This is a genomic window from Microbacterium paludicola, from assembly GCF_039529675.1.
Taxonomy (GTDB): Bacteria; Actinomycetota; Actinomycetes; order Actinomycetales; family Microbacteriaceae; genus Microbacterium; species Microbacterium paludicola.
This window is the reverse complement of record NZ_BAAANG010000005.1, coordinates 116,439-139,711: the sequence shown is the minus strand read 5'-3', so window position 1 is coordinate 139,711 and position 23,273 is coordinate 116,439. Positions and strand designations below refer to the sequence as shown.

The 23,273-nt window shown below is 71.9% G+C and carries 22 protein-coding genes; 16 read left to right on the top strand and 6 right to left on the bottom strand.

Annotation, left to right across the window (positions count from 1 at the left end; genetic code table 11):
• Positions 1-28: 28 nt before the first annotated feature.
• From ABD161_RS05940 to ABD161_RS05930, 3 genes are read left to right on the top strand one after another with little or no spacing between them, the layout of a single operon-like run.
• Positions 29-802 carry a TIGR03943 family putative permease subunit gene (locus tag ABD161_RS05940; RefSeq protein ID WP_344000600.1) on the top strand — a complete coding sequence of 258 codons (774 nt, stop codon included), beginning with the start codon at positions 29-31 and terminating at the stop codon, positions 800-802.
• Positions 792-2,210 carry an Ig-like domain-containing domain gene (locus ABD161_RS05935; protein ID WP_344000598.1) on the top strand — a complete coding sequence of 473 codons (1,419 nt, stop codon included), beginning with the start codon at positions 792-794 and terminating at the stop codon, positions 2,208-2,210. The genes ABD161_RS05940 and ABD161_RS05935 overlap by 11 nt, the downstream gene beginning before the upstream one ends.
• Positions 2,189-2,893 (top strand): DNA-3-methyladenine glycosylase, encoded by a 705-nt coding sequence (locus ABD161_RS05930; protein ID WP_425560797.1) that lies wholly within the window; start codon positions 2,189-2,191, stop codon positions 2,891-2,893. The genes ABD161_RS05935 and ABD161_RS05930 overlap by 22 nt, the downstream gene beginning before the upstream one ends.
• Positions 2,894-2,902: 9 nt before the next feature.
• Here ABD161_RS05930 and ABD161_RS05925 read toward each other — a convergent pair whose 3' ends face one another.
• On the bottom strand, positions 2,903-3,973 hold the full coding sequence (locus ABD161_RS05925) for an FUSC family protein (protein WP_344000596.1): 1,071 nt from the start codon (positions 3,971-3,973) through the stop codon (positions 2,903-2,905).
• A 213-nt stretch (positions 3,974-4,186) separates the two neighbouring features.
• On the opposite strand from ABD161_RS05925, the gene rpmB reads away from it, so the two are divergent.
• From rpmB to ABD161_RS05900, 5 genes are all read left to right on the top strand, one after another.
• Positions 4,187-4,423, top strand: coding sequence for a 50S ribosomal protein L28 (rpmB, locus tag ABD161_RS05920; RefSeq protein ID WP_018187658.1), 237 nt, complete (start codon positions 4,187-4,189; stop codon positions 4,421-4,423).
• On the top strand, positions 4,423-4,593 hold the full coding sequence (rpmG, locus tag ABD161_RS05915) for a 50S ribosomal protein L33 (RefSeq protein ID WP_055987916.1): 171 nt from the start codon (positions 4,423-4,425) through the stop codon (positions 4,591-4,593). Before rpmB ends, rpmG begins: the two co-directional genes overlap by 1 nt.
• Positions 4,594-4,595: 2 nt before the next feature.
• Positions 4,596-4,901 carry a 30S ribosomal protein S14 gene (gene rpsN / locus ABD161_RS05910; RefSeq protein WP_135115039.1) on the top strand — a complete coding sequence of 102 codons (306 nt, stop codon included), beginning with the start codon at positions 4,596-4,598 and terminating at the stop codon, positions 4,899-4,901.
• Between the two features lie 80 nt (positions 4,902-4,981).
• Complete coding sequence (locus ABD161_RS05905; RefSeq protein ID WP_344000588.1) at positions 4,982-6,094, top strand: alpha/beta hydrolase; 1,113 nt, start codon at positions 4,982-4,984, stop codon at positions 6,092-6,094.
• 248 nt (positions 6,095-6,342) lie between these two features.
• The gene (locus ABD161_RS05900; protein WP_135115037.1) at positions 6,343-6,630 is read left to right on the top strand and encodes an HU family DNA-binding protein; all 288 of its coding nucleotides are present in this window, start codon (positions 6,343-6,345) and stop codon (positions 6,628-6,630) included.
• 82 nt (positions 6,631-6,712) lie between these two features.
• On the opposite strand, the gene ABD161_RS05895 is transcribed toward ABD161_RS05900, so the two are convergent.
• Complete coding sequence (locus ABD161_RS05895; RefSeq protein ID WP_135115036.1) at positions 6,713-6,967, bottom strand: DUF6458 family protein; 255 nt, start codon at positions 6,965-6,967, stop codon at positions 6,713-6,715.
• A gap of 1,001 nt (positions 6,968-7,968) precedes the next feature.
• Between ABD161_RS05895 and ABD161_RS05890 the strand changes: the two genes are divergently transcribed.
• Complete coding sequence (locus ABD161_RS05890) at positions 7,969-9,969, top strand: bifunctional copper resistance protein CopD/cytochrome c oxidase assembly protein (protein ID WP_344000584.1); 2,001 nt, start codon at positions 7,969-7,971, stop codon at positions 9,967-9,969.
• 219 nt (positions 9,970-10,188) lie between these two features.
• On the opposite strand, the gene ABD161_RS05885 is transcribed toward ABD161_RS05890, so the two are convergent.
• A complete protein-coding gene (locus tag ABD161_RS05885; protein WP_344000582.1) occupies positions 10,189-11,304 on the bottom strand; it encodes a hypothetical protein in 1,116 nt (371 codons plus the stop codon).
• Between the two features lie 118 nt (positions 11,305-11,422).
• On the opposite strand from ABD161_RS05885, the gene ABD161_RS05880 reads away from it, so the two are divergent.
• The 5 genes from ABD161_RS05880 (at position 11,423) to ABD161_RS05860 (ending at position 16,733) form a co-directional block, all read left to right on the top strand.
• Positions 11,423-12,805 (top strand): ATP-dependent DNA helicase, encoded by a 1,383-nt coding sequence (locus ABD161_RS05880; protein ID WP_425560795.1) that lies wholly within the window; start codon positions 11,423-11,425, stop codon positions 12,803-12,805.
• Positions 12,806-12,896: 91 nt separating this feature from the next.
• A complete protein-coding gene (locus ABD161_RS05875) occupies positions 12,897-14,117 on the top strand; it encodes a serine hydrolase domain-containing protein (RefSeq protein ID WP_344000578.1) in 1,221 nt (406 codons plus the stop codon).
• Positions 14,114-14,998, top strand: coding sequence for an EamA family transporter (locus tag ABD161_RS05870; RefSeq protein ID WP_344000576.1), 885 nt, complete (start codon positions 14,114-14,116; stop codon positions 14,996-14,998). Before ABD161_RS05875 ends, ABD161_RS05870 begins: the two co-directional genes overlap by 4 nt.
• Before the next feature lie 77 nt (positions 14,999-15,075).
• Positions 15,076-15,996, top strand: a complete 921-nt coding sequence (locus ABD161_RS05865) for an NAD(P)H-dependent flavin oxidoreductase (RefSeq protein WP_344000574.1) — start codon at positions 15,076-15,078, stop codon at positions 15,994-15,996.
• A gap of 5 nt (positions 15,997-16,001) precedes the next feature.
• Positions 16,002-16,733: a glutamine amidotransferase gene (locus tag ABD161_RS05860; RefSeq protein ID WP_344000572.1), complete on the top strand. Its 732-nt coding sequence runs from the start codon at positions 16,002-16,004 to the stop codon at positions 16,731-16,733.
• Positions 16,734-16,794: 61 nt separating this feature from the next.
• Here the strand turns inward: ABD161_RS05860 and ABD161_RS05855 are convergent, their stop codons facing one another.
• The 3 genes from ABD161_RS05855 to ABD161_RS05845 all read right to left on the bottom strand — a co-directional run bounded on the left by ABD161_RS05855 (position 16,795) and on the right by ABD161_RS05845 (position 18,418).
• Positions 16,795-16,953 (bottom strand): hypothetical protein, encoded by a 159-nt coding sequence (locus ABD161_RS05855; protein WP_344000570.1) that lies wholly within the window; start codon positions 16,951-16,953, stop codon positions 16,795-16,797.
• Between the two features lie 269 nt (positions 16,954-17,222).
• Complete coding sequence (locus tag ABD161_RS05850; RefSeq protein WP_344000568.1) at positions 17,223-17,726, bottom strand: MarR family winged helix-turn-helix transcriptional regulator; 504 nt, start codon at positions 17,724-17,726, stop codon at positions 17,223-17,225.
• A 224-nt stretch (positions 17,727-17,950) separates the two neighbouring features.
• Positions 17,951-18,418, bottom strand: a complete 468-nt coding sequence (locus ABD161_RS05845; protein ID WP_344000566.1) for a VOC family protein — start codon at positions 18,416-18,418, stop codon at positions 17,951-17,953.
• 102 nt (positions 18,419-18,520) lie between these two features.
• On the opposite strand from ABD161_RS05845, the gene ABD161_RS05840 reads away from it, so the two are divergent.
• Together ABD161_RS05840 and ABD161_RS05835 are read left to right on the top strand one after the other, a co-directional pair.
• Complete coding sequence (locus tag ABD161_RS05840) at positions 18,521-19,465, top strand: helix-turn-helix transcriptional regulator (protein ID WP_344000564.1); 945 nt, start codon at positions 18,521-18,523, stop codon at positions 19,463-19,465.
• A gap of 141 nt (positions 19,466-19,606) precedes the next feature.
• The gene (locus ABD161_RS05835; RefSeq protein ID WP_344000562.1) at positions 19,607-23,236 is read left to right on the top strand and encodes a phosphodiester glycosidase family protein; all 3,630 of its coding nucleotides are present in this window, start codon (positions 19,607-19,609) and stop codon (positions 23,234-23,236) included.
• The last annotated feature ends 37 nt before the right edge of the window (positions 23,237-23,273 follow it).

Here is a 23,273-nt window from a genome sequence, read left to right as displayed (position 1 = left end):
GGGATCCGCCGCCACACGCTGGCTCGGCGTGGGGCTCGCATCGGTGCTCGCCGTCGTCACCCTCGGTCTCGCGGCGACCGGGCGCCTCGCGCTCTACATCAATCCGGATCAGTCGTGGTTCGCGATCGGGATGGCGGTGCTCGCGCTCGTCGGCGCCGTCGCCTCGTTCGCCCTGCCGCTGGGCGCGGAGGACGACCACGGCCACGATCACGGGAACGATCACGGGGCCGCGCGCGGTGAGGAGCCCGACGAGGGACGGGGGCGCCCCGTGGTTCCTCGCGCCGCGGCATCGTCCCTGTCCCGCGCCGCCACCTGGGCCGGAGGCGTGGCGGCCTCGGCCGTCGCCGTGGGAGCGATCGTGCTGCCGCCCGCGCCCCTGTCCGTCGAGCTCGCGATGGCGCGTGACACGGGCACGGCGCCGCTGTTCGCCGGCGCCGACGACGTGCTGCTCGCCGCCGCCGACACGAGCACCTTCGGGGTCGGCGACTGGGCCTCGGTGTTCGCCACCGCCACCAACCCCGACACGTTCGAGGGCGCGCACGTCACCCTGACCGGCTTCGTCACGCCGGACGAGGCAGACGACGCGACGATGCGGCTCGGTCGCCTCGTCATCACCCACTGCGTGATCGACGCGCAGCCCGCGTCCCTTCCCGTCACCTCGCCCGGCTGGCAGGACGACCTCGAGACCGGAGCCTGGGTGGAGGTCGACGGCGTCGTGACCACCAACGCCTCCGGTGCGCTCGTCGTCGAGCCGCGCGAGATCACTCCCATCCCGGCCCCGGACGATCCGTATGAGTACTGAGCCGACCCGGCGCGGCGAGCGGCGCCGCGCCGGCCTGCGCCGTTTCGCCCTGACGCTCGCCGGGGTGCTCGGCGCGCTCGCCGTGCTCGCCGGTGCCGGCGGGGCGGCGAGCCTCGCCCAGGGGCCGCGCGTGAGCGAGGTGCAGGTCGACCCCGCCTCGGCGATCGAGGTCTCGGGTTCGCGGGTCATCCTGACCGTGAACCAGGCGCTCGCCGAGATCGATCCCGCCCAGGTGAGCGTGAGCCCCGCCGCGCCGTTCACGGTGGATGCCGCCGGCCGCAGCGTCGGGGTGCGGTTCACCGTGCCGCTCGACGACGACACCGACTACACGGTGCGCATCGACGGCGCCCGCGCCGTGGGCGGCGGTCCGGAGCGGACCCTCGAGACGGCGTTCCGCACCCCGCCCGCCGAGGTGATGCTGCTTCAGCGCGACCCGGAGGGCGACGACACGATCTTCCGCTCGACGCTCGACGGCGAGAACGCGGTGCCGGTGTACTCGGCCCCCGTGATCGAGGACTTCCGCGCGACGTCGACGCGGCTCGTGGTGGCGACCGCCGACGACGGGATCTCGGCGCTGCAGGTGATGAACCGCGACGGGTCGGGGGTCGCCCCGATCGAGCTGCCGGGCGAGGGGATCGTGCAGGGACTGCAGGTCTCTCACCGCGGCGACCTCGTGGGGTACACATACTCCGATCCATCCGGGGCCCCGAACGCGAGCGTGCTGTTCACGTCGCAGCTGCGCGACCCGTCGGCGATGCCCACGCCGATCGAGGTCGGCGGCGAGGCGGTGAGCGTCGACCAGTGGCGGTTCGTGCCCGACTCGTCAGCGCTGCTGCTTGTGGACTTCGACGGCGAGCTCATCCTGACCGACCCGCAGAGCGACGCGGATCCGACGCTGCTGGGAGGCGCCGTCACGATCGACGCGATCGCTCGCGGCACCTACACCGCGATCGTCGAACGGGTCGGCTCGGGCATCGGGCAGCTCGACCTCACGACGGGCGAGGAGAGCGCGCTCGTCGAACCGGATCGCAACCTCGGTCAGCTCGGCCGGGTCACGCCCGTGCCCGAAGGCGCCGAGGGCCGCGCGGGGACCATCCGGCAGTTCCAGCGGATGGACGAGGCCGGGCACCCCACCGCGCAGGTGCTCGCCCACGTCGCCGAGGACGGCACGACGAGGCCCCTGTTCGAGGCGGAGTCGCAGGACGCGCTGCTGCAGGCCTGCGTCTCGCCGAGCGGACGCTATGTCGCCGCCCTCGTCGCCCCCGACATCGTGAACAACCCGTACGACGTCGGCGGCCTGCCGATGCCCCGCACCCTGCAGACCCACATCATCGAGGTCGACTCGGGCGAACAGGTGTCGGCGCTCGCCGGGTTCGACATCTCCTGGTGCACGACCGGCCCGTGGTGATCGCGCGCCCGTCCGCGGCCGAGGGGCCGCACCGCCCCGTCCGCCGCGAGGATCTCGCCGGACTGCCGGTCGAGGTCGCGCCCCGCCTGCTCGGCGCGCTGCTGTCGACCTCGCTTCCCGACGGCGACGTGACGGTCAGGATCACCGAGGTCGAGGCGTATCACGGGCTCGGATCGGGCGACATCGCCGACCCCGGGTCGCACGCGAGGATGGGGCCGACCGCCCGCAACGCGACGATGTGGGGCGAGGCGGGGCATCTGTACGTGTACCTCAGCCACGGCATCCACTCGTGCGTGAACGTCGTCTGCGGACCGGTCGGCCGCGGCGACGGCATCCTGCTGCGCGCGGGAGAGATCGTCGAGGGAGCGGATGTCGCGCGCCGGCGCCGCGAGGCGAAGGGCGTCGCGCGCACGGACCGCGACCTCGCCCGCGGCCCCGGACGGCTCGGCGACGCGGTCGGCCTGCGCCACGCTCTGCACGACGGCATCGACGCCGTCACGGGGGAGCCCCGGGCCGACGCCGTCGCCCGCCTGCGGGTGCTCGAGCGGCCCCTCGCCGGGATCGCGACCGGCCCGCGCGTGGGCGTCGCCGGCATCGCCGGGACGGCGGCCTACCCGTGGCGGTTCTGGATCCCGGGCGACCCGACCGTCTCGGTGTTCCGCCCGGGCCGCGGTGCGTCCTAGGACGCGAGGTCAGTCGCGCCGACGGGCGTGGATCACGCCCGTCACCGCGCCGAGCAGCGCGCCGGCGAGCGTGTCGACGATGCGCTCGGCGGCGATCGCGGGGGAGTGCATGTCGCCCGTCGCCGCCCCCGTCAGCAGCAGCACCAGCGGCGTGATGAACAGCAGCGCGAGCGCGTAGTTGCGCACGACGACGAGCTCGATCGCGAACTGCAGCACGCCGAGCGCGAGCGCGAGCCACAGGCCCTGCCAGGGAAGCAGCGCGAGCAGCAGCCACAGGCCAGCGCCGGCCACCGTGCCGGCCGTGCGGTGCACACCGCGGCTGAAGGCCGACCGCCGGTCGGCGGCGGTGCCGATCACACCTACCGCGGCGCCGACGATCCAGTACGCGCGCTCGGGGTCGAGCCATACGCCCACGAGCGTGCCGACGACCGCGACGATCGCGACGCGCACGAGCAGCAGCCGGGCGGGCAGCGGCCACGACGGGCCGGGAAGCAGCTCGCGCAGCGGGCGGGGTACGACGCGGCGGGCGCGGCCGAGCAGGAGCGGGGCTGCGGTGATCGCCCACGCGAACGCGCTGCCGCCGGCGACTGCGCACACGAGCGTGACCCCATCGGCGCCCCCGGCCGACACGTGCGCGGACAGCCCGAACACCAGCACGAAGAACAGCGGCCCGGGCGGGCCGAGCGCGAAGCCGAATGCGAACGCGGCGCTCGCGATCGACACGATCACGAGCCCGACGAGCGTCGCGGCAAGCGACGGGCTGACGAGGGCGCCGAGCGCCGCGCAGATCACGAGACCCAGGGCCACGAACGGCACCACCCGGACGCGGTCGATGGCCGGCAGGCGCGACGCGAACAGCGCGGCGAACGCCCCGGTGGACGCCTGGAAGCCGATGTCGGAACGGCCGAGCAGGATCATCACCACGATCGGCACGGCGATTGCGAGCGATGCCTGCGTGGCGACGGGCCAGCGGGGCACGGGCGAGGCGGGGAACCGGATCAGGCCGGTGAAGGCATGGCGCAGATCCGACGTCCAGCGCTCCGGGTGGTCGTCTGCGGGGCGGGAGTCGGAGGAGGGCATCCTGTCCATTCTCCCCGACCGGGACGTCCCGATCCGCTCGAGTCAAGCGCGACACGCCCGGTGTGGTAGAGTTGGCGATCGTCTGCGTGCACTCCTGTGCGCAGTTCGTACACCCCCTCCCGAACACAGCCCGCAAGGGTCGGGTCGGTCGTGTGCAGACAAGAGACCTTGGGTGGCGTCGTCTGACTCCACGGTATTGAAGGAGAAAACACTATGGCTGCTGTGTGCCAGGTGACCGGCGCCGTTCCCGGCTTCGGTCACAACATCTCGCACTCGCACCGCCGGACGAAGCGTCGCTTCGACCCGAACGTGCAGAAGAAGACCTACTTCGTTCCCTCGCTTGGTCGCAAGATCACGCTGAACGTGTCGGCTAAGGGCATCAAGGTCATCGATGCCCGTGGCATCGAGTCGGTCGTGAAGGACCTGCTCGCGAAGGGTGTGAAGCTCTAATGGCCAAGAAGGCTCAGGACATCCGTCCGATCATCAAGCTGCGTTCGACGGCGGGCACGGGCTACACGTACGTGACCAAGAAGAACCGCCGCAACACCCCCGACCGCCTCGTGCTCAAGAAGTACGACCCGGTGGTCCGCAAGCACGTCGACTTCCGCGAGGAGCGTTAATCATGGCCAAGAAGAGCAAGATCGCTCGTAACGAGCAGCGCAAGGAGATCGTCGCCCGCTACGCCGAGAAGCGCGCGACCCTCAAGAAGCAGCTCATCGACCCCAACGCGACCGACGAGGAGCGCGAGGCCGCTCGCGTGGGCCTGCAGAAGCTGCCCCGCAACGCGTCGCCGATCCGCGTCCGCTCGCGCGACGTCATCGACGGCCGCCCCCGCGGTGTCCTGACGAAGTTCGGCATCTCGCGTGTCCGCTTCCGCGACATGGCGCACCGTGGCGAGCTGCCCGGCGTGACCAAGTCGAGCTGGTAAGCACCACCACCGCCTGAAGGGGCGAGGATCCATCCGGATCCTCGCCCCTTTCGCGTGTCCGGGATTCATAGGATCGGAGCATGCCCCTCGACCCGTTCTTCGCCGACCGTCTCAAGCGGCAGAAGAAGTACATGATCGCGCAGGCGCTCGACATCCTGAAGCAGCGCCTCGGCTGGCCGTGGTTCATGCGCCCGTCGGAGGAGGGGGCGGTCAAGACCGCGCCGCCCGCCGAGAAGGCCCGCGCGCACGAGACCGCCACGCGCGAGCGCGTCGTGCAGCGGCCGCAGCCGAGCAGGCGCCGCGCCGAGCACCGGGCGATCGCGCTGTCCTGGGATCGCGAGGAGCAGCGGAAGGTCGGCACGCCCGCGCCGGCGGTGCACACCGTCGAGCACGTCGTGCCGGTCGCCGGGTACCCGTCCGTGCGTGTGCGCGTGTACTACCCGACGGCCGAGGGGCTTCCCGATTCGGCGGTCCCCGCCTGCGTGACGTTCTTCGGCGGCGCGTTCCGGATCGGTGGGATCGACTTCCCGACGACGGATGCGGCGAGCCGCCGCCGTGCGGCGGAGGCGGGCGTGGCGATGATCGCCGCCGATTACGCCCTCGCACCCGAGCACAAGTACCCCACCGCCGTGGTGCAGGGTCACGCCGTGCTCGAGTGGGTGGTCGCGCACGCCGCGACTCTGCGCATCGACCCCGCGCGCATCGCGCTCGCCGGCATGTCTGCCGGAGGCAACATCGCCGCGGCCGTCGCCCTGATGAACCGCGACCGGCGCGCGCTGCCGGTGCGCCTGCAGCTGCTCGAGGTCCCCGTTGTGGACCTCACCGGCCGGCACATCGACTTCGGCGCCTCGCGCGCGCTGGGCATCCCGAGCCTGCTGATGGCGCGCGAACTCGCCTCCGTCGCGCGCACCTATCTTCCGCACCGGCGGATGGCGCGGGAGCCGTACGCGTCTCCGATCCGCGCCGAGTCGCTCGAGGGGATGCCCCCGGCCGTGATCCTGACGGCGCAGTACGACCCGCTGCGGGGCGACGGCACCGCCTACGCCGCCGCCCTGCGCGAGGCGGGCGTCGAGGCGAGCGCCGTGCAGTATCTCGGTGCCACGCACGACACGGTCATCTTCACCGGAGTGCTCGCCGTGGCCCGCCGGTGGCACGCCGATGTCGTCTCGGCGCTGCGTTCGCTGCACGACTGAACCCACGTGCGGCGCCCGGGATCGTCATTCCGCGGAATCCCGCGGTTCTCCCGGAAACGGGTCACATCCGTCACATTGGCCACATCTGAGGGCGACACGCCGCCCGAATCGCCAGGAAACCCGCCGGAATCCGCGGAACTCCGGGCCTCGTTGATACATTCGAGGCGCGATCGACGATCGCCCGGGGGCATCCGTCTCCGGTCCATTGATCACGTTGCGGCGTCCTGATGGCGCCGCTGGAGGATGACATGGCCGACAAGTCCATCACCAAGACCGAGCTCGTTGCGAGCATCGCCAGCGCGACCGGTCAGAGCCAGGCCGCCGTCTCGGGCGTTCTCGACGCCCTCTTCACCACGGTCTCCGAGGCCGTCGCCAAGGGCTCGAAGGTCTCGATCCCCGGCTGGATCGCCTTCGAGCAGGTCGAGACCGCTGCCCGCACGGGCCGCAACCCCCAGACCGGTGCCGAGATCAAGATCCCGGCCGGCAAGCGCGTCAAGGTGACCGCGGGTTCGAAGCTGAAGGCCGCCGCCAAGTAATCAGCGCCGCAGACGTGAAAGGGGTGCCTCCACCGAGTGGAGGCACCCCTTTCGTCGTCCTGTCAGATCAGGCGTCGACGGATCAGTACGGGTCGACATCCGTACGACGCTCGGTGACCCGCTCGCCGGCAGCGCCAGTGCCGTCGATGGTGCGGGTCCGCTCGATCGCCGAGCGGCGGCGCATCAGCAGCACGAGGCCGATGATGAAGACGACGACTCCGGCGCCCATGAGGAGATACCCGACCAGGTCCATGTTGATGCCGGGTACGTCGACCTCCAGGGCGAACGCCAGGATCGCGCCGATGACGAAGAGAACAACTCCGGTTCCGATACTCATGGCGCAACCGTAGGGGCGAACAAGTCTCCCAGTCACCGGGGTTGACTTTCCATTTAAGAGCGGCTCGCACGGTTCTTTTCAGAAGCGGCTCGCACGCGCTCGGGCGACGCTCCGCGCCGCCACTCGGCGAGCGAGGCAACGTCGCTGACGCTCCGTTGCGGCAGCGCCTCGCGCTGCGTTGGTCGCTTCGCTCCACGCTCACTTCGTTCGCACAGGGGTACAGGTTCGTTACCCCACCCCGGTTATCGAGCGAGCGGAGCGAGTCGAGATGACGGCTTGCACGGGCGGGCGGCGTGGGGCGGGTCGCTTCGGCTCGCTGGCGCTCGCTCAGCAACCGGTGGGGCGCAGGCCCTTTGCTCAACCCCGGTTGTCGAGCGAGCGGAGCGAGTCGAGATGACGGCTCGCACGGGCGGGCGGCGTGGGGCGGGTCGCTTCGGCTCGCAAGCTCGCTCAGCAACCGGTGGGCGCACAGGTCCGTTGCCTAACCCGGTTGTCGAGCGAGCGGAGCGAGTCGAGATGACGGCTTGCACGGGTGGGCGGCGTGGGGTCGGTCGCTTCGGCTCGCAAGCTCGCTCAGCAACCGGTGGGCGCACGGGCCCCGTTGCCTAACTCGGTTGTCGAGCGAGCGGAGCGAGTCGAGGTGACGGCTCGCGCGGGTGGGCGGCGTGGGGTCGGTCGCTTCGGCTCGCAAGCTCGCTCAGCAACCGGTGGGGGTACCGGCCCGCTGCCCACCCCCGGTTATCGAGCGAGCGGAGCGAGTCGAGGTGACGGCTCGCGCGGGTGGGCGGCTTGGAGGCGGTCGCTTCGGCTCGCAAGCTCGCTCAGCAACCGGTGGGGGTGCAGGCCCTTTGCCTAACCCCGGTTGTCGAGCGAGCTTGCGAGTCGAGATGACGGCTCGCACGCGCGGGCGGCTTGGGGTGGTCGCTTCGGCTCGCAGGCTCGCTCAGCAACCGGAGTATGGGGTCAGAGCCGTCACAGGGTCGGCGATCTAGGCTGAACGGGTGAATCCGCGCGCGCTGCGGGCCGCTGGGCCCGCGATCCTGATCGTCGCCGCGGTGCTCACCACCGTCGCGGCCCTCGCCTACGGCGGCGCGGCCGATCCGCTAGCGACGGGCGATCCCGGGCCGTTCGTGCGGTGGGGTCTGCCGATCGCGAAGATGCTCGTGAACGTGTCCGCCGCCGTGATGGCCGGATCGCTCGTGCTCGCGCTGTTCGCCCTGAAGGCCGGTGACCGCGAGTTCGACGGCGCGCTGGACGTCTCCTCCATCGGCGCCGCGGTGTTCACCGTCGCGTCGGGCGCCGTCGGCTTCTTGACGTTCCTCGATTCGTTCAACCCCGAGCTGTCGGCCGGGCCCGAGTTCGGCGCGCAGCTCGGCAGGTTCCTGACCGAGGTGGAACTCGGACGCACGTGGCTGATCACGATGATCGCCGCGGCCGTCGTGACCATCCTGACCTTCGCGGTTCGGTCGTGGACGGCGACGCTGCTGACGGCCATCCTGGCGCTCGTCTCGCTCATCCCCATGGCGACGCAGGGCCACTCGGGCGAGCTGGCGAGCCACGACGCCACCGTCACCGCCCTCAGCCTCCACGTCGTCGGGGCCGCGGTGTGGCTCGGCGGGCTCGTGCTGCTCGTCGTGCTGCGTCCGGTGCTGGATGCCCGGCGCGTTCCCGCCGTGCTGCGGAGGTATTCGTCGATCGCGCTCGTCGCGTTCGTCGTCGTCGCGCTCTCGGGCTTCGCGCGCACCCTGTCCGCCATCAGCGCGTGGGAGCAGCTCGCGACGCCGTACGGCGGCATCCTGTGCCTGAAGGTCGCGACCCTCGTGCTGATGGGCCTGCTCGGCGCCTGGTACCGGCGCCTGCTGATCGGACGGATCGACTCGGCGAACGCGGCCCGCGCCGCGAGGGCCGGCCGCGCGTTCTGGACCCTCATCGCCGTCGAACTGGCCTTCATGGGCATCGCCTCGGGTGCCGCCGCCGCGCTCGCGCGCACCCCGCCGCCGGCGACCGAGACGCCGTACTCGTCGACGCCCGCCGAGATCCTGACCGACGAACCGCTGCCGCCCGAGCTGACCTTCGACCGCTGGTTCACCACCTGGGACGTCGACCTGCTGTGGGCCTTCGTCGCGGGTGCGGGGATCGTCTTCTACCTGGCGGGCGTGATCCGGATGCGCCGGCGCGGCGACCGCTGGCCCGTCTATCGCACGGTGCTGTGGGTGCTCGGCATGCTGACCCTCTTCTGGGTCACCTCGGGGCCGGTCAACGCCTACCAGGACTACCTGTTCAGCCTGCACATGCTGGGCCACATGCTGCTGACGATGGCCATCCCGCTGATGCTCGTGCCGGGGGCGCCCATCACGCTCGCGCTGCGGGCGATCGAGAAGCGCGACGACGGCACGCGCGGCGGCCGCGAGTGGATCATGTGGGCCGTGCACAGCCCCTTCGCGCGCGTCGTCACGCATCCGCTCGTCGCGGCCGGGATCTTCGTCGGCTCGCTCTGGGTCTTCTACTACACAGACCTGTTCCGCTGGTCGCTGTACGACCACCTGGGGCACGTGTGGATGGTCACGCACTTCCTCATCTCGGGGTTCCTGTTCGTGATGTCGCTGACCGGGATCGATCCGCTTCCGTACCGGATGCCGTACCCGGGCCGCCTCGTCACGCTCATCGCGGTCATGGCGATGCACGCCTTCTTCGGCGTCGCGATGATGATGCAGTCGGGCCTGATGGTCGCCGAGTGGTTCGGCGCGATGGGGCGCACGTGGGGCCCCACGCCGATGGAGGACCAGTACATCGGCGGCGGCGTGGCGTGGTCGATCGGAGAGATCCCCACGCTCATCACCGCGATCGTGGTGGCCGTGCAGTGGAGCCGCAGCGATGAGCGCCAGCAGCGCCGCTCCGACCGGCACGCCGACCGCACGGACGACGCCGAGCTCGAGGCCTACAACGCCCGCCTCGCCCGCATCGCGGAGCGCGATGAGGCAGCCGGTAGGGCCGCGCGCTGATCGATCGCGGTCCTTTCTTGGCCGCGCGCTGATCGATCGCTCGGCCGACGCTCCGCGCCGGCACTCGCGCTCGATTGGCTGTCGCTTCGCTCCATCCGGGGCGCGCTGGTTGGCCGCTCCGCGGCACGGTCGCTTCGCTCCCAGAGGGGTACAGCGGGCGGTGACCCGGATCGATCGCTCAGCCGACGCTCCGCGCTGGCGCTCGCGATCGATGATTACTCAGCGCAGCGCGGGGCTGCCCACGAGGATCGACGCCGTGCCGTCGGACAGGATGTCGACCGTGCCGTCGATCACGAACGGCACGTCCTCGCTGTAGTGGTAGATCAGGCCGTTGAAGATCGAGCGCACGTCGGCCTCGATGTGCGCCGTGCCGGTCGCGGGCGAGATCGCCCAGTAGGCGCCGTCGGGCACGATCTCGACGTTCGGCTCCGAGGGGATGCTCCAGGCGATCGTGTCGGCGAACACCCGGTCGTCGATCTGGATGCCGAATGGGCAGCCGCTCGGCTGCAGCACCTGCTGCGTCGAGCACTCGGCGAGGAAGGCCGACACCTTCTCCTTGACAACCTGCGTGAACGCCTTGGTGGGTTCGGCCTGCACCTCGAGCGGAACGCTCTTCAGCGCCGCGTCGGCCAGCACCTTCACGGGCCCGGTCTCGGCGGTGGCGGTGTCGACCTCCACGCTGTAGATGCCCGGCGAGAAGACGAGCAGCGACACCGGGGCGACCGGATCGGCCTTCTCCCTGTCGGGGGAGACCTGGCGCTTGTCCATCTCGAAGCCGTTGACCGAGAACTGCATCGATCCGAGCACGGTCGCGCGGATCTCCGCGAGCGGGCTCGTCGCGAAACCCCAGCGCGGTGTGAGGCCGTCCGACCCCACCTGCGTGACGTGGAAGGTCGTCTTCCCGGCGACGCCGTCGATCGCGTAGGTCGCGGTGACCTCGATCTCCTCGTCGCCGACGGGCTTCTCGGTGACGGCGACATCGGTCAGCTCGAACGTCAGGGCGGCGCTGCGCAGCAGCGCGTCGGACGACGTGATGGGCAGCCCCGCGGCCTCGAGATCGGTGTCGTCCAGAGCGACGCCGGGGACGGCGAGCGCGGCGGCGGCGTCCCCGTCGGCGATCATCCCGATGTACCGCTCGACGAACGCGCTGGGGCCCCAGAACAGGCGGTACAGCGACGAGAAGCCCGCCCAGATCGCCGCGGCGAGGAGGACGCCGACGATGCCGAGCAGCAGCAGGTCGCGCGTGAGCCGGGAGCGCGCCCGGCGCTCCGCCGGATCCGCCGTGCCGCCGGGCGCCGCCGCGGCCGGGGTCGCCGTCGCGGTCGCCTGATCCATTGGGCCAGTCTACGAAAGCCCGTTCCGGCTCATCCTGAATGGTGTCATCGGCGCCCGATGCGCGGCGAGAGTGCACAGCTGACCGCGTCACACGGCATCCGATGGGAGGATGGATGTCATGCCCGCGCTGTCCCCCGAGCAGGAGGAGCTCTTCCGCCTCATCGAGGACACGCGCGAGCACGTCTTCGTCACCGGACGCGCCGGCACCGGCAAGTCGACGCTGCTGAACCACCTCTCGTGGAACACGAAGAAGCAGATCGCGGTCTGCGCGCCGACCGGCGTCGCGGCGCTGAACGTCGAGGGGCAGACGATCCACTCGCTGTTCAAGCTGCCGATCGGACTGATCGCCGACAGCGACATCGAGCAGAACGACGCGACCCGCAAGCTGCTCAACGCGATCGACACGCTCGTGATCGACGAGATCTCGATGGTCAACGCCGACCTGATGGACGCGATCGACCGCTCGCTGCGCCAGGCGCGGGGGCGCCGCGGCGAGCCGTTCGGCGGGGTGCAGATCGTGATGTTCGGCGACCCGTACCAGCTGGCCCCGGTGCCGCCGCGCGGCGACGAGGCGCGGTACATCCAGGACCACTACCGGTCGTTCTGGTTCTTCGACGCGCACGTCTGGGCCGGGCGCGAGCCGGAGGGCGACGGGCTGATCGAGCTCGGCCGGCACGGCGCCGAGCTCCATATCCGCGAGCTCACCCACATCCATCGGCAGGACGACGACGCGTTCAAGGCGATGCTCAACGCCGTCCGCTACGGCCGCGTGACGAAGGAGATCGCGGACATCCTGAACGCCAAGGGCGCGCGCACGCCCCCGGAGGATCCGGATCATCCGATCATCACGCTCGCGACGCGCAACGACCGCGTCAACGCGATCAACGCGAAGCACCTGGCGCAGCTGCCGGGGCGCGAGCAGACCGCGAAGGCCGAGGTGAGCGGCGACTTCGGCCGCGGGGACGTGTACCCCGCCGATCCCGACCTGAAGCTCAAGATCGGCGCGCAGGTGATGTTCCTCCGCAACGACACCGGATCGCCGGGGGAGCCGCCGCGCTGGGTGAACGGCACGATCGGCACCGTCACCCGGATCGTCGGCGAGACCGTGCGCGTGGACGTCGACGGCGAAGAGGTCGAGGTGGAGCCGGCCGTGTGGGAGAAGTACCGCTACGCGTACGACCCGATCGGCCGCAAGCTCACGCGCGAGGTCGTCGCCGAGTTCACGCAGTTCCCGCTGCGCCTCGCGTGGGCCGTCACGATCCACAAGTCGCAGGGGAAGACATACGACCGGGCCGTCGTGGATCTCGGCGCCGGCGCCTTCGCCCCCGGGCAGACCTACGTCGCACTCAGCCGGCTGACCTCGCTGGAGGGCCTGTACCTCTCGCGCCCGCTGCGGCCCAGCGACATCCGCGTCGACCAGGATGTGCGCCGGTTCATGCGCGTCGTGTGGGAGCAGCGGCAGGCCGCGGCCGCAACGGGGACGGCGGCCGCCACACCGTAGACTCTGTGGACGGGCGATCGGGGGTGTCATGCGGATGACGGGTCGAGCACGTCGCGCAGTGGCAGCGCTCGCGGCGGCCGCGGCGATTGCCGTGGCCTTGAGCGGGTGCACGGGGGGCGAGACGACGTTGGCGGGGACGCCGCAGCAGGTCGCGGGGGAGCTTCCCGCCGACACTGTCGAGCAGCTCCAGTCGGCGGTCGAGCACGCGATGGCGGCGACCGGATCCTCCGGCGCGATCGTCGGGGTCTGGGTGCCCTGGGCGGGCGCCTGGGTCAGCGGCCTCGGCACGACGGCGCACGACTCGGACACCCCGGTCACGACCGACATGGCGTTCCGCATCACCTCGATGACGCGACCGATGACGTGCGACGTGCTCTACGGAATGGTGGAGGACGGGATCGTCGGACTCGACGACAGCGTCGCCCAGTACGTGCCGAGCACGCCGAACCTCGGCGAGGTCACGCTCCGGCTCCTGTGTGACAACAGCTCGGGCCTCGGGCGGTCGAGCGACACGCTGATCCACGACGTGCTGCGCACCCCCGAGCGCCAGTGGCACCCGCGCGAGGTGGCCGCGGCGGGCCTCGGCAAGGAGAGCAGCGAGGCGGGCGTGGCGTTCACCGACTCCGACACCGGCTACCTGCTGCTCGGCATGGCGCTGCAGAACGCGGCCCGCGAGTCGATGCCCGCGCTCATCCGGGAGTACGTGACCCAGCCGCTCGGACTGCAGGCGACCGGCCTGCCCGGTGCGGCGGCCGCGGCTCCGGGAGATCCCGCGCTGCCGGGGTACTTCTCGGACCAGGCGGACCGCGACGCGGGCTGCACCGCTCCGCGCGATTACACCGTGCTGTCGTCGAGCTTCGGCTTCACCGACTCGGGTGGTGTGTCGACGATCGATGAGCTCGGCGTGTACACCGCCTCCCTCGCCGCCCGCGCCAAGGAAGGCGACGGCCTTGCTCCGCGATGGAGCGGCGCCAAGCCCGTCAGCACCAAGAGCGACTCCTGGTACCAGTACGCCGGCGGCACCTTCATCGCGGGCTCGATGATCGGCCAGCAGGGCGCGACGCCCGGGTACCTGACGAGCGCATACGCCGACGTCGACAACGGCCTCACCGTCGCCGTGGTGCTCAACAACTCGGCGGCCCCGGAGTCGCTCGTCGGCTACCTGGCCAAGGAGCTCGCGGCGATCGTGTCGAAGGTGCCGGCGCGTGGGGGCGAGACCGCCCCCGAGTTCGGCCTTCCCTGGACCGCCGACGACTACCACCAGCGCGTCGCCGACCGCGCGATCTGCCCGATCGACGACGCGGCAGAGTGACGTCCCGGGGCTCGTCGTCCGGGTTCGCGGCGGGGCTCGTCGCCCTCGGGCTCGCCTGCCAGGAGATCGGCGCCGCCATCGCGGTGATGCTGTTCCCGCACACCGGCCCGCTCGGGATGGTGATGCTGCGGCTCGTGTTCTCGGCGGTCATCCTGCTCGCGATCGCGCGGCCGTCCGTGCGGGGCCGAACGCGCCACGAGTGGGCCACGGTCGCGCGGCTCGGCATCGCGCTGGCCGTCATGAACGGCTTCTTCTACATGGCCCTCGAGCGCCTCGCCCTCGGGGTGACAGTGACGGTCGAGGTGCTCGGTCCGCTCGCGCTGTCGATCCTCGTCGCCGGCACCCGCACCGCCTGGGTCTGGGCGGGTCTCGCCCTGGTCGGCGTCATCGCCCTGGGCGGCGGGGGATGGGATCGGCTCGACCCCGTCGGCGTGCTGTGCGCGCTGGGCGCGGCGGTGAGCTGGGCGTTCTACATCCGCGGGCAGGCGCGTGTGGGGCGGGCGTTCCCGAAGCTCGAAGGGCTCGCGCTGGCGATGGCCATCGGCGCCGTGATCTCGCTGCCGTTGGGCATCGCGACGGCGGGCCCGGCGCTGCTGCGGCCCGACCTCCTGGCACTCGGCGCGGCGGTGGCCATCCTGTCCTCCACCATCCCGTACGCGCTCGAGCTGATCGCGCTGCGCCGACTCACCGAGGCGGCCTTCGGCATCCTGATGAGCCTCGCGCCGGCGACCGCCGCGCTCGCCGGGTGGATCCTGCTCGGCCAGCAGCTCGCCTGGCTCGAGATCCTCGGTCTGGTGCTCGTCGTGTGCGCGAGTGCCGGCGCCGTGTGGACCTCGCGCGGGCGACGTCGGCCCGAGCCCGTGGCGGAGCCGCTGGCGTAGCGTGTGCGGCGGCTGGTCCCGGCGACGTGCACCGTCATCCGGATCCGCGAAGCGCTCGGCCTTGAGAGAATCGGGGCATGGTCGCTGCGCTTCCCTTTGACATCCGGGTCCCGATCCTGAACGCGCCGATGGGCGGCATCGCAGGCGGGGCGCTCGCCGCCGCCGTCTCCCAGGCGGGCGGGCTCGGGATGATCGGCATGGGGAGTTCGGGGAGCGTCGCGTCGCTGCAGCGGCAGTTGCCTCTCGTGCCCCCAGGCGTGGGCGTCGGGATCGGCCTCGTCGACTGGGTCGTGCGGAAGGAGCCTGGGTTGCTCGATCTCGCGCTCGACGCCGAGCCCGTGGTGCTGTCGGTGAGCTTCGGCGACGACGTCGACTGGATCGCCCGGGCTCACGACCGCGGTGTGTTCGCGGCGGCCCAGGTGTTCGACGCGGCCGGTGTCGAGCGTGCGGATGCCGCCGGTGCCGACCTGATCGTCGTGCGCGGGCGGGAGGCCGGCGGCCACGGGCGCCCGCTCGCTGACCGTGATGCGCTGCTCGACGCGGCAACGGACCTGACCTCGCGGCCCGTGCTCGCTGCCGGGGCGATGGCGACGGCGGCGGATGTGCGACGCGCCATGGACCGTGGTGCGAGCGGAGTGTGGGTGGGAACGGCGTTCGCCGCGTGCCGCGAGTCGCTCGCCTCGCCGGGAACGCGCCGGGCGCTGATCGAGGCGCGGCCCGAGGACACCATCCTGACCTCCGCGTTCGACCAGGCGGCCGGCTACGGCTGGCCGGCCGACATCCCCGAGCGAGTGCTCGCCAACGACTTCACGCGACGCTGGGCCGACGGCGTCGAGGGCGCCGCCGCCGAGCAGCTCGCGGCCGCGAACGCCGCCGACGACCCCCGCGGAATGTCGATCAACGCCGGCCTCGGGGTCGGCGACCTGCGCGAGGAGCGCACCGCCGCCGAGGTGCTCGCCGCGCTCGCCGGAGAGAGTGTTACTGGCCACGCATCGTGAGCCGCATGCGCCCGTTCGTCCTTCTCGCCACGCGTCCGGAAGATGGACCCGCGGACGAGGAGTACGCGCTGTTCCTCCGGTACGGCGGGCTTCGCCCCGAGGACCTCATCCGGGTGCGACTCGAGGCAGGACCGATGCCCGTGCTCGATCTCGACGCCATCTCGGGGATCTTCGTCGGCGGCAGCCCCTTCAACGCCTCGGATCCGGATGAGCGGAAGCCGCAGGTCCAACGTCGGGTCGAGGCCGAGTTCGAGGTGCTGCTGCGCGAGGTCGTCGCCCGGGACATCCCGTTTCTCGGCGCCTGCTACGGCGTCGGGACGCTCGGCTCCCACATCGGGGCCACGATCGGCCAGGAGTTCGGGGAGCCGGTCGGGGTCGTCCCCGTGACGCTCACCGACGCGGGCCTGACGGATCCCCTGCTGCGGGGGATGCCGCCGACGTTCAACGCCTTCGTCGGGCACAAGGAGGCGATCAGCTCGCTGCCGGGCTCCGCCGTGCTGCTGGCGTCGTCCCCCGGCTCGCCGGTGCAGATGTTCCGGGTCGGTCGCCGCGTCTACGCCACGCAGTTCCACCCGGAGCTCGACGTCGACGGCATCGCGACGCGCATTCGCGCGTATGTCCGCCACGGGTACTTCGCCCCGGACGAGCTGGAAGACACCCTCGCGGCCGTCGCGCGGGTACCGGTCACTGAGACGGGCCGCATCCTGCGACGGTTCGTCGAGCTGTTCGCGCGCTGAGTGCGCGGCCGGGCTCCGAGGACTGGGAGGACGTCCGATCCGATGAGCCCCCCGCGTCCCCTCAGACGTTCGGCAGCTGGGTCTGCCACAGGATCGCGAGCAGCAGGATGAGCGACATCGCCGCCATGATCGCCATCAGTCCCGCCATCGTGAGGTTGCGGGTGCGGTCGACCTGGATGGTCAGTGCGGCCGTGATCAGGCCGACCGACGAGGCCACCACGAACGCGATGCCGATCCATGCGAGCGCCCAGTTCGACGGCAGCGCGAGGGCGAAGGCGACGATCGCGCGACCGCCAGCAGCAGTCCCGGCACGAGCCAGATCCAGCGCTTTGGCGTGTGAAGGGCAGGCTGGTTGCGCATCCGCGTGGGATCAGCGGGCGTACGGCCGCGGCGAGCGGGTCCCGGCTCGACCATGACGCGCCTCCTTTGCTCGGGAGCACCACGCTATGGCCGGCCCCGCCGCCGCCGTACGGGCTTGACAGCGGTCGGCTAGCCGCGCTCGGTGCTGGCGAGCACCCGCAGCAGACGCGCGAGGGTTGCCTGGTCAGCGCGGCTGAGCGCGCTGAGCTCTTCCGCCTCGTGCTTCGCCAGGGTCGTCATGGCGGCGTCGGCACGCTCGATGCCCTCCGGGAGCAGGTGCACGAGCACGCCTCGCCCGTCGCTGGGGTGACGTCGGCGCTCGACGAGCCCGCGCGCGACCAGCTTGTCGATGCGGTTGGTCATGGCGGCGCTGCCGATCATGGTCGCCGTGACCAGCTGCATCGGGCTGAGCTCGTGCGGCGGCTCCTCGCGGCGGAGCGCGGCGAGGACGTCGAACTCCCATGCCGTGAGCCCCGCGCCGCGGAACGCGTCGGCACGGAGCCGCGTGAGCCTGTTCGCCGCGCGCCGCAGTCGCGACATCACATCCAGCGGAGTCAGGTCGATGTCCGGCAGCCGGCGCGACCACGCGTCGATGAGGAGGTCGACCTCGTCGTCACGCGGGTCCAGCGTCATGGGTTCAACGGTACCGGCAGCAACCCGTCCGGCCCGACGTTGTCCCGTGTCGCCGTGACGGGCCCCTGTCCCCGAAGTGCCGTTCCGCAGCGGCATCTCGGGGACAGGGGCCGCGGGTGTGTCCCCGAAGTGCCGTTCCGCAGCGGCATCACGGGGACGGGACCGCGGGTGTGTCCCCGAAGTGCCGTTCCGCAGCGGCATCTCGGGGACAGGGGCCGCGTAGGTCAGCCCGCGTCAGGCGAGCGGACGTCGACGACCCACGTGACCCCGAACCGATCGGTGAGCATGCCGAACCCCGGGCTCCACGGCGACGCGGCGAGCGGCTCCACGATCTCGGCGCCGGCGGACAGCCCCTCCCAGTACGCGGCGACCTCGTCGAGGGTCTCGCCCTGCAGCGACTGGAAGAAGGTCCGGTCGGTGAAGGTCAGGCCGTTCTCCCGGCGGGTCTCGCCGGCCGTCCCGGCGCTGTCGGCGGCATCCTCGCCCGGGATGTCATAGGCCATCAGCCGGAGGCCGCTCTCGCTGTCGAGACGGCCGAAGACGATCCTGTCTGCCCCCGGGGCATCCGCCGGCATACCGACGTCGCCGTAGGTGGCAGCCGTGATCTGCCCGCCGAAGACGTCCTGGTAGAACTCCAGCGCCTGGCGGGCCGTGCCGCGGAAGTTGAGGTGGGTGGTGGTCGTGATGGTCATCGTGTGCCTTTCGGGGCGAGGATCCGCGGCCGTGTGCCGCAGGATCAACGATCGCCGGCAATGAGGACAGGTGCAGTCCGCAATGTCGAGGAGACTGGCGGTATGCCCGGAACCTCATCGCGGATGCTGTCGCTCCTGTCGCTGCTGCAGGCGCGGCACGAATGGACGGGGCCCGCCCTCGCCGAGCGGCTCGGCGTGACCGGACGCACGGTTCGCCGCGACATCGAGAGGCTGCGCGACCTGGGGTACGCCATCGCCGCGACGAAGGGATCGCTCGGCGGGTACCGGCTCGCGGCGGGCGCGGAGCTGCCGCCGCTGCTGTTCGACGAGGAGCAGGCGGTCGCCGTCGCCGTCGCGCTGCGTTCGGCGGCGTCGGGCGGCGTCGAGCTGGAGGAGGCAGCGGCCCGGGCGCTCGCGACGGTGCGGCAGGTCATGCCCTCGCACCTGAGGCACCGTGTGGACGCGGTCGCGTTCACCGGATCGCCACCGCCGGAGCGAGTGGATCCGACTGTGCTCGAGGCGGTGAGCGCGGCGGTACGCGATACGCGCACCCTGCGGTTCGACTACGGCGACGACGAAGAGCGTCCGGCGCGTCGGGTGGAGCCGCATGCCGTCGTCTCACGGAACCAGCGCTGGTACCTGGTCGCGTGGGACCTCGGGCGGTCGGAGTGGCGGATCTTCCGGCTCGACCGGATGCGTCCGCGCACGCCGGGCGGGGCGCCGTTCGCGCGTCGGGCATTGCCGACCGGCGACGCCGCCGCGTTCGTCGCCGCGCGGGCGAAGGGGTCGGAGGCCGAGGATCGCTGGCCGTGCGAGGGGGAGTTCGTCATCGGGCTGCCCGCCCGGTCGGTCGCCCCGTGGATCGGCGACGGCCTGCTCGAGGAGCTGCCGGACGGCACGACCCGGGTGCGCGTCGGCGCATGGTCGTGGGTGGGCCTCCTCGCATGGGTGCTGCGCTTCGATGCGCCGTTCACCGTTGTCGGGCCCGCCCCGCTGCGCGCCGCGGCGGCTCCGCTTGCGGCACGGCTCTCGAGCTCCGTCGGCTGACGGCGCGACGACCGCATCCAGGGGAGAAGTCCCCATGCGCCGGCGCTCACGGGCACCGCGCGTTCATCGTGGCGCACCCTCGCGGCCATGTGCCCTTCCTACCGTGGTGCGGTTCCTCCCACCCGATCGTCAGGACTGTCAATGCGCTCCTCCCGCACTGTCGCGGCCGCGGCCGGCCTCGTGCTCGCCGGCTCCCTGCTCGCCACCGCGCCCGCCGCCGCGGCCCTCCCCGAGGACACCCTCGGCCTCGACCTCACCGGCGGCGGATCGTCGCTGCTCGAGGCGTCGTCGCAGCGCATCGCGCCGGGCCTCGACCACGTCGCCTTCTCGCGCATCGAGGGCGGCGGCTGGGTGACCGGCGACATCCTGGTCGCCGATCTCACGACCCCGACCCTGTCGATGGACGTGCTCGACTCGGGCGAGGTCGCCAGCGTCGCGGGCGTCAGCGCGCAGGTGGCGGGCACGGGGGCGGTGGCCGCCGTCAACGGCGACTACTTCGACATGAACCGCACGGGCGCCCCGGTCGGCACCAACGTGTCGAGCCAGGGACTGCGCACGGCACCGGCGTCACCGCGCCAGGCCTTCACGGTCACCGACGGGGTCGCCGCCGTGCAGAGCCTGATGGCCACCGGCACGCTCTCCACCGACGCCGGTGAGACCCCGATCGCCGCGGTCAACGCCCCCGACATCCCCCGCAACGGCATCGGCGTGTACACCTCGGCGTGGGGCGACTTCACGCTCGACTACCCCGTCGGTGGTCCCGCCGAGATGTCCGCGCACGTGGCCCGGGCCACCGTCGTCGACGGCGTCGTGACGGCCGTCGCCGACGGTGCCGGCGATCCGCAGATCCCGGACGGCGGACACGTCCTCGTGGGACGCGAGACGGGCGCCGATGTGATCGGCGCACTCGTGGTCGGCGACCGCGTCGCGATCGAGGTCGGCCCCTCGGCCGACGTCGACCTCGCCGTCAGCGGCAGCCAGCGTCTCGTGATCGACGGGAAGAAGGGCACCGAGGACCAGGTCGAGGCCGGACGCACGGCGGTCGGCGTCAATCGCGACGGCACCAAGATCTACGTCGTCACCATCGACGGCCGCGCATCGGACAGCCGCGGCCAGACCGTGCAGGAGCTCGCGCAGCTGATGCTCGACCTCGGCGCCTACAACGCCGTCAACCTCGACGGCGGCGGATCGGCTACGATGCTCGGTCGCCCGGCGGGCGAGACCGAGCTGGAGTTCCTGAACCGCCCCTCGGACGGCTCGGAGCGCGCCGTCGCGAACTCGCTCGCGTTCTTCTCGAGCGCGCCCGAGGGCGTCACCGACGAGGCGATCGTCGCGCCCGAGATCGACGGCGCCGACGCGGTGTTCCCCGGCCTCGCGCGCACGGTCACGGCGACCGGCCTCGACAACGACCTCGGGGGAGTGGCGGTCACCGGCACGTTCCGCACCAAGGGCCCGCTCGAGGTGCGCGACGCCGACGGCGACACCGCGACGGTCACGGGCACGCAGGCCGGCACCGGCTCCGTGCGCTTCACGGGTGACGGCGGGCAACGCGGCGAGCTCGAGCTGCGTGTGCTGGGCGAGCTCGATCACATCCAGGGAAGCACCGGCGCGATCGCGATGCTGGATGCCGCGGAGACCGCCACGATCCGGATCACGGGCTACGACGGCGACGGCAACGCGGCCCCGATCGAGACATCGGACATCGCGGTCGAAGCCGGCCCCGGGGTGAAGGTCGAGCCGACCGGTCGCGACACGTTCACCGTCTCGCCGCAGGTCTCCTCGGGCGCCACGACCGTGCGCTTCACCGTCGCCGGCCACACGTTCGAGGCCCCGGCCACCGTCGGCCTCGCCGAGGACGTCGTGCTCGACTTCTCGGACGCGGCGTCGTGGACGCAGGGCGTCGCGCGGGCGACCGGCACGCTCACGCCGGCACCCGGCGCGGGTCCCGACGGCCAGAACGCGCTGAGCCTGGACTACGACTTCACCACCAGCACCGCCACGCGCGGCTTCTACGCCATCGCCCCCGCCCCGGTCGCGCTGCCGAACCAGCCGCGCGCCGTGACGCTCTGGATCAACGGCGACGGCTCGGGAGCCTGGCCGCGCCTGCAGGTGCGCCCCGCCGGCGCCACCGCCTCGACCAACCTCGACGGCCCCGAGATCACGTGGGAGGGCTGGCGCAAGGTCGAGTTCACGGTGCCGGAGGGCACCGCGTTCCCCCTGACGTTCGAGCGGATCCGGATCATGGAGACCCGCGCGGCAGCCAGCTATCACGGCTCGATCCAGGTGGCCGACCTCGGCATCGTCTACGCGCCCGAGGTGCAGCAGCCCGAGGCCGCCCCCGTGCACGATCCGGTGATCGCGGTGAACGGCACGGCGGATGACCGTCCGACGCGGATCGCGGTGATGAGCGACTCGCAGTTCGTCGCGCGCGACCCCGACAGCCCGATCGTCGAGGCCGCCCGCCGCACGCTGCGCGAGATCGTCGCGGCGCAGCCCGACCTGCTGATCATCAACGGCGACTTCGTCGACGAGGCGAGCGAGGCCGACTTCGACCTCGCCCGCCGCATCCTGGACGAGGAGGTGGGCGACGCGCTGCGCTGGGTGTACGTACCCGGCAACCACGAGGTGATGGGCGCCGAGATCGCGAACTTCCAGGCCGAGTTCGGCGACCCCCGCACGGTGCAGGACGTCGAGGGCACCCGCGTCATCACGCTCAACTCGGCCTACGGCACGCTCGGCCGGGGCGGCGACGCCGTGGACCAGCTGCAGTTCCTGGAGGACGCGCTCGCCGGTGCCGCCGCCGACAAGAAGATCACGGGCGTGACGGTGTTCTTCCACCACCCGACCCAGGATCACCTCGTCGGCGATCACAGCCAGCTCGCCGATCGCGTCGAGGCGCGCGAACTCGAGGCGACGTTCGCCGAGTTCCGGGCCGAGACGGGCAAGTCCATCGCGGTGGTCAACGGTCACGTCGGCAACTTCGCCGGACGCAGTGCCGAGGGCGTCAGCTACCTGACCGTGGGCAACTCGGGCAAGAGCCCGTCGGGTGCGGTCGACAAGGGCGGCTTCACCGGCTGGGCCATGCTCGGCATCGACGCGAAGGAGGGCGTCGTCGCGGATCCGGAGCCCGTGGCGGACCGCACTGCGTGGCTGCAGGCAGAGGTGCGTCCGCGCGTCGACGGACTGACGCTCACCGGTGTGCCGGCCACGCTCGAGGTCGGCGCGCAGGCGGATGTGGAGGCGACGATCACGCAGGACACCACCCGACTCGTCCCGGTGGGCTGGCCCGTCAGCGCCCAGTGGGGCGGCGACGGCGTGGTCGTCGACGACGGAGACACCGCCTCGCTCGAGGCGGCCGCCGACGTCGTGCGCTTCAATCCGGAGACTCGCACCCTGACGGCGGTCGCCCCGGGCGCCGCGACCCTCTCGGTCACGGTCAACGGCGTCACGCAGACCGCGACGGTCACCGTTGCGGAACCGGTGCGCGCGTGGGACGCCGAGACCGTCTTCGAGGCGGGCGACATCGTCTCGTTCGGGGGCGCGGAGTGGCTCGCATCCTGGTACGCGAAGGGTCAGGAGCCCGGCGACCCGCACGGTCCGTGGCAGGAGCTCGGCGCCGAGGACGAGAACGGCGTGCCGGCCTGGACGGCGTCGCGCATCTTCGAGGCCGGCGACCGCGTGGCGCACGAGGGCCAGGTCTTCGAGGCGAAGTGGTGGACGCGCAACCAGACACCGGGAGACGCGAACGGCCCGTGGGAGGCGGTCGTCTGATCCGGTGACGCGCCCGGCCGAGGTCACTGCCGGACGG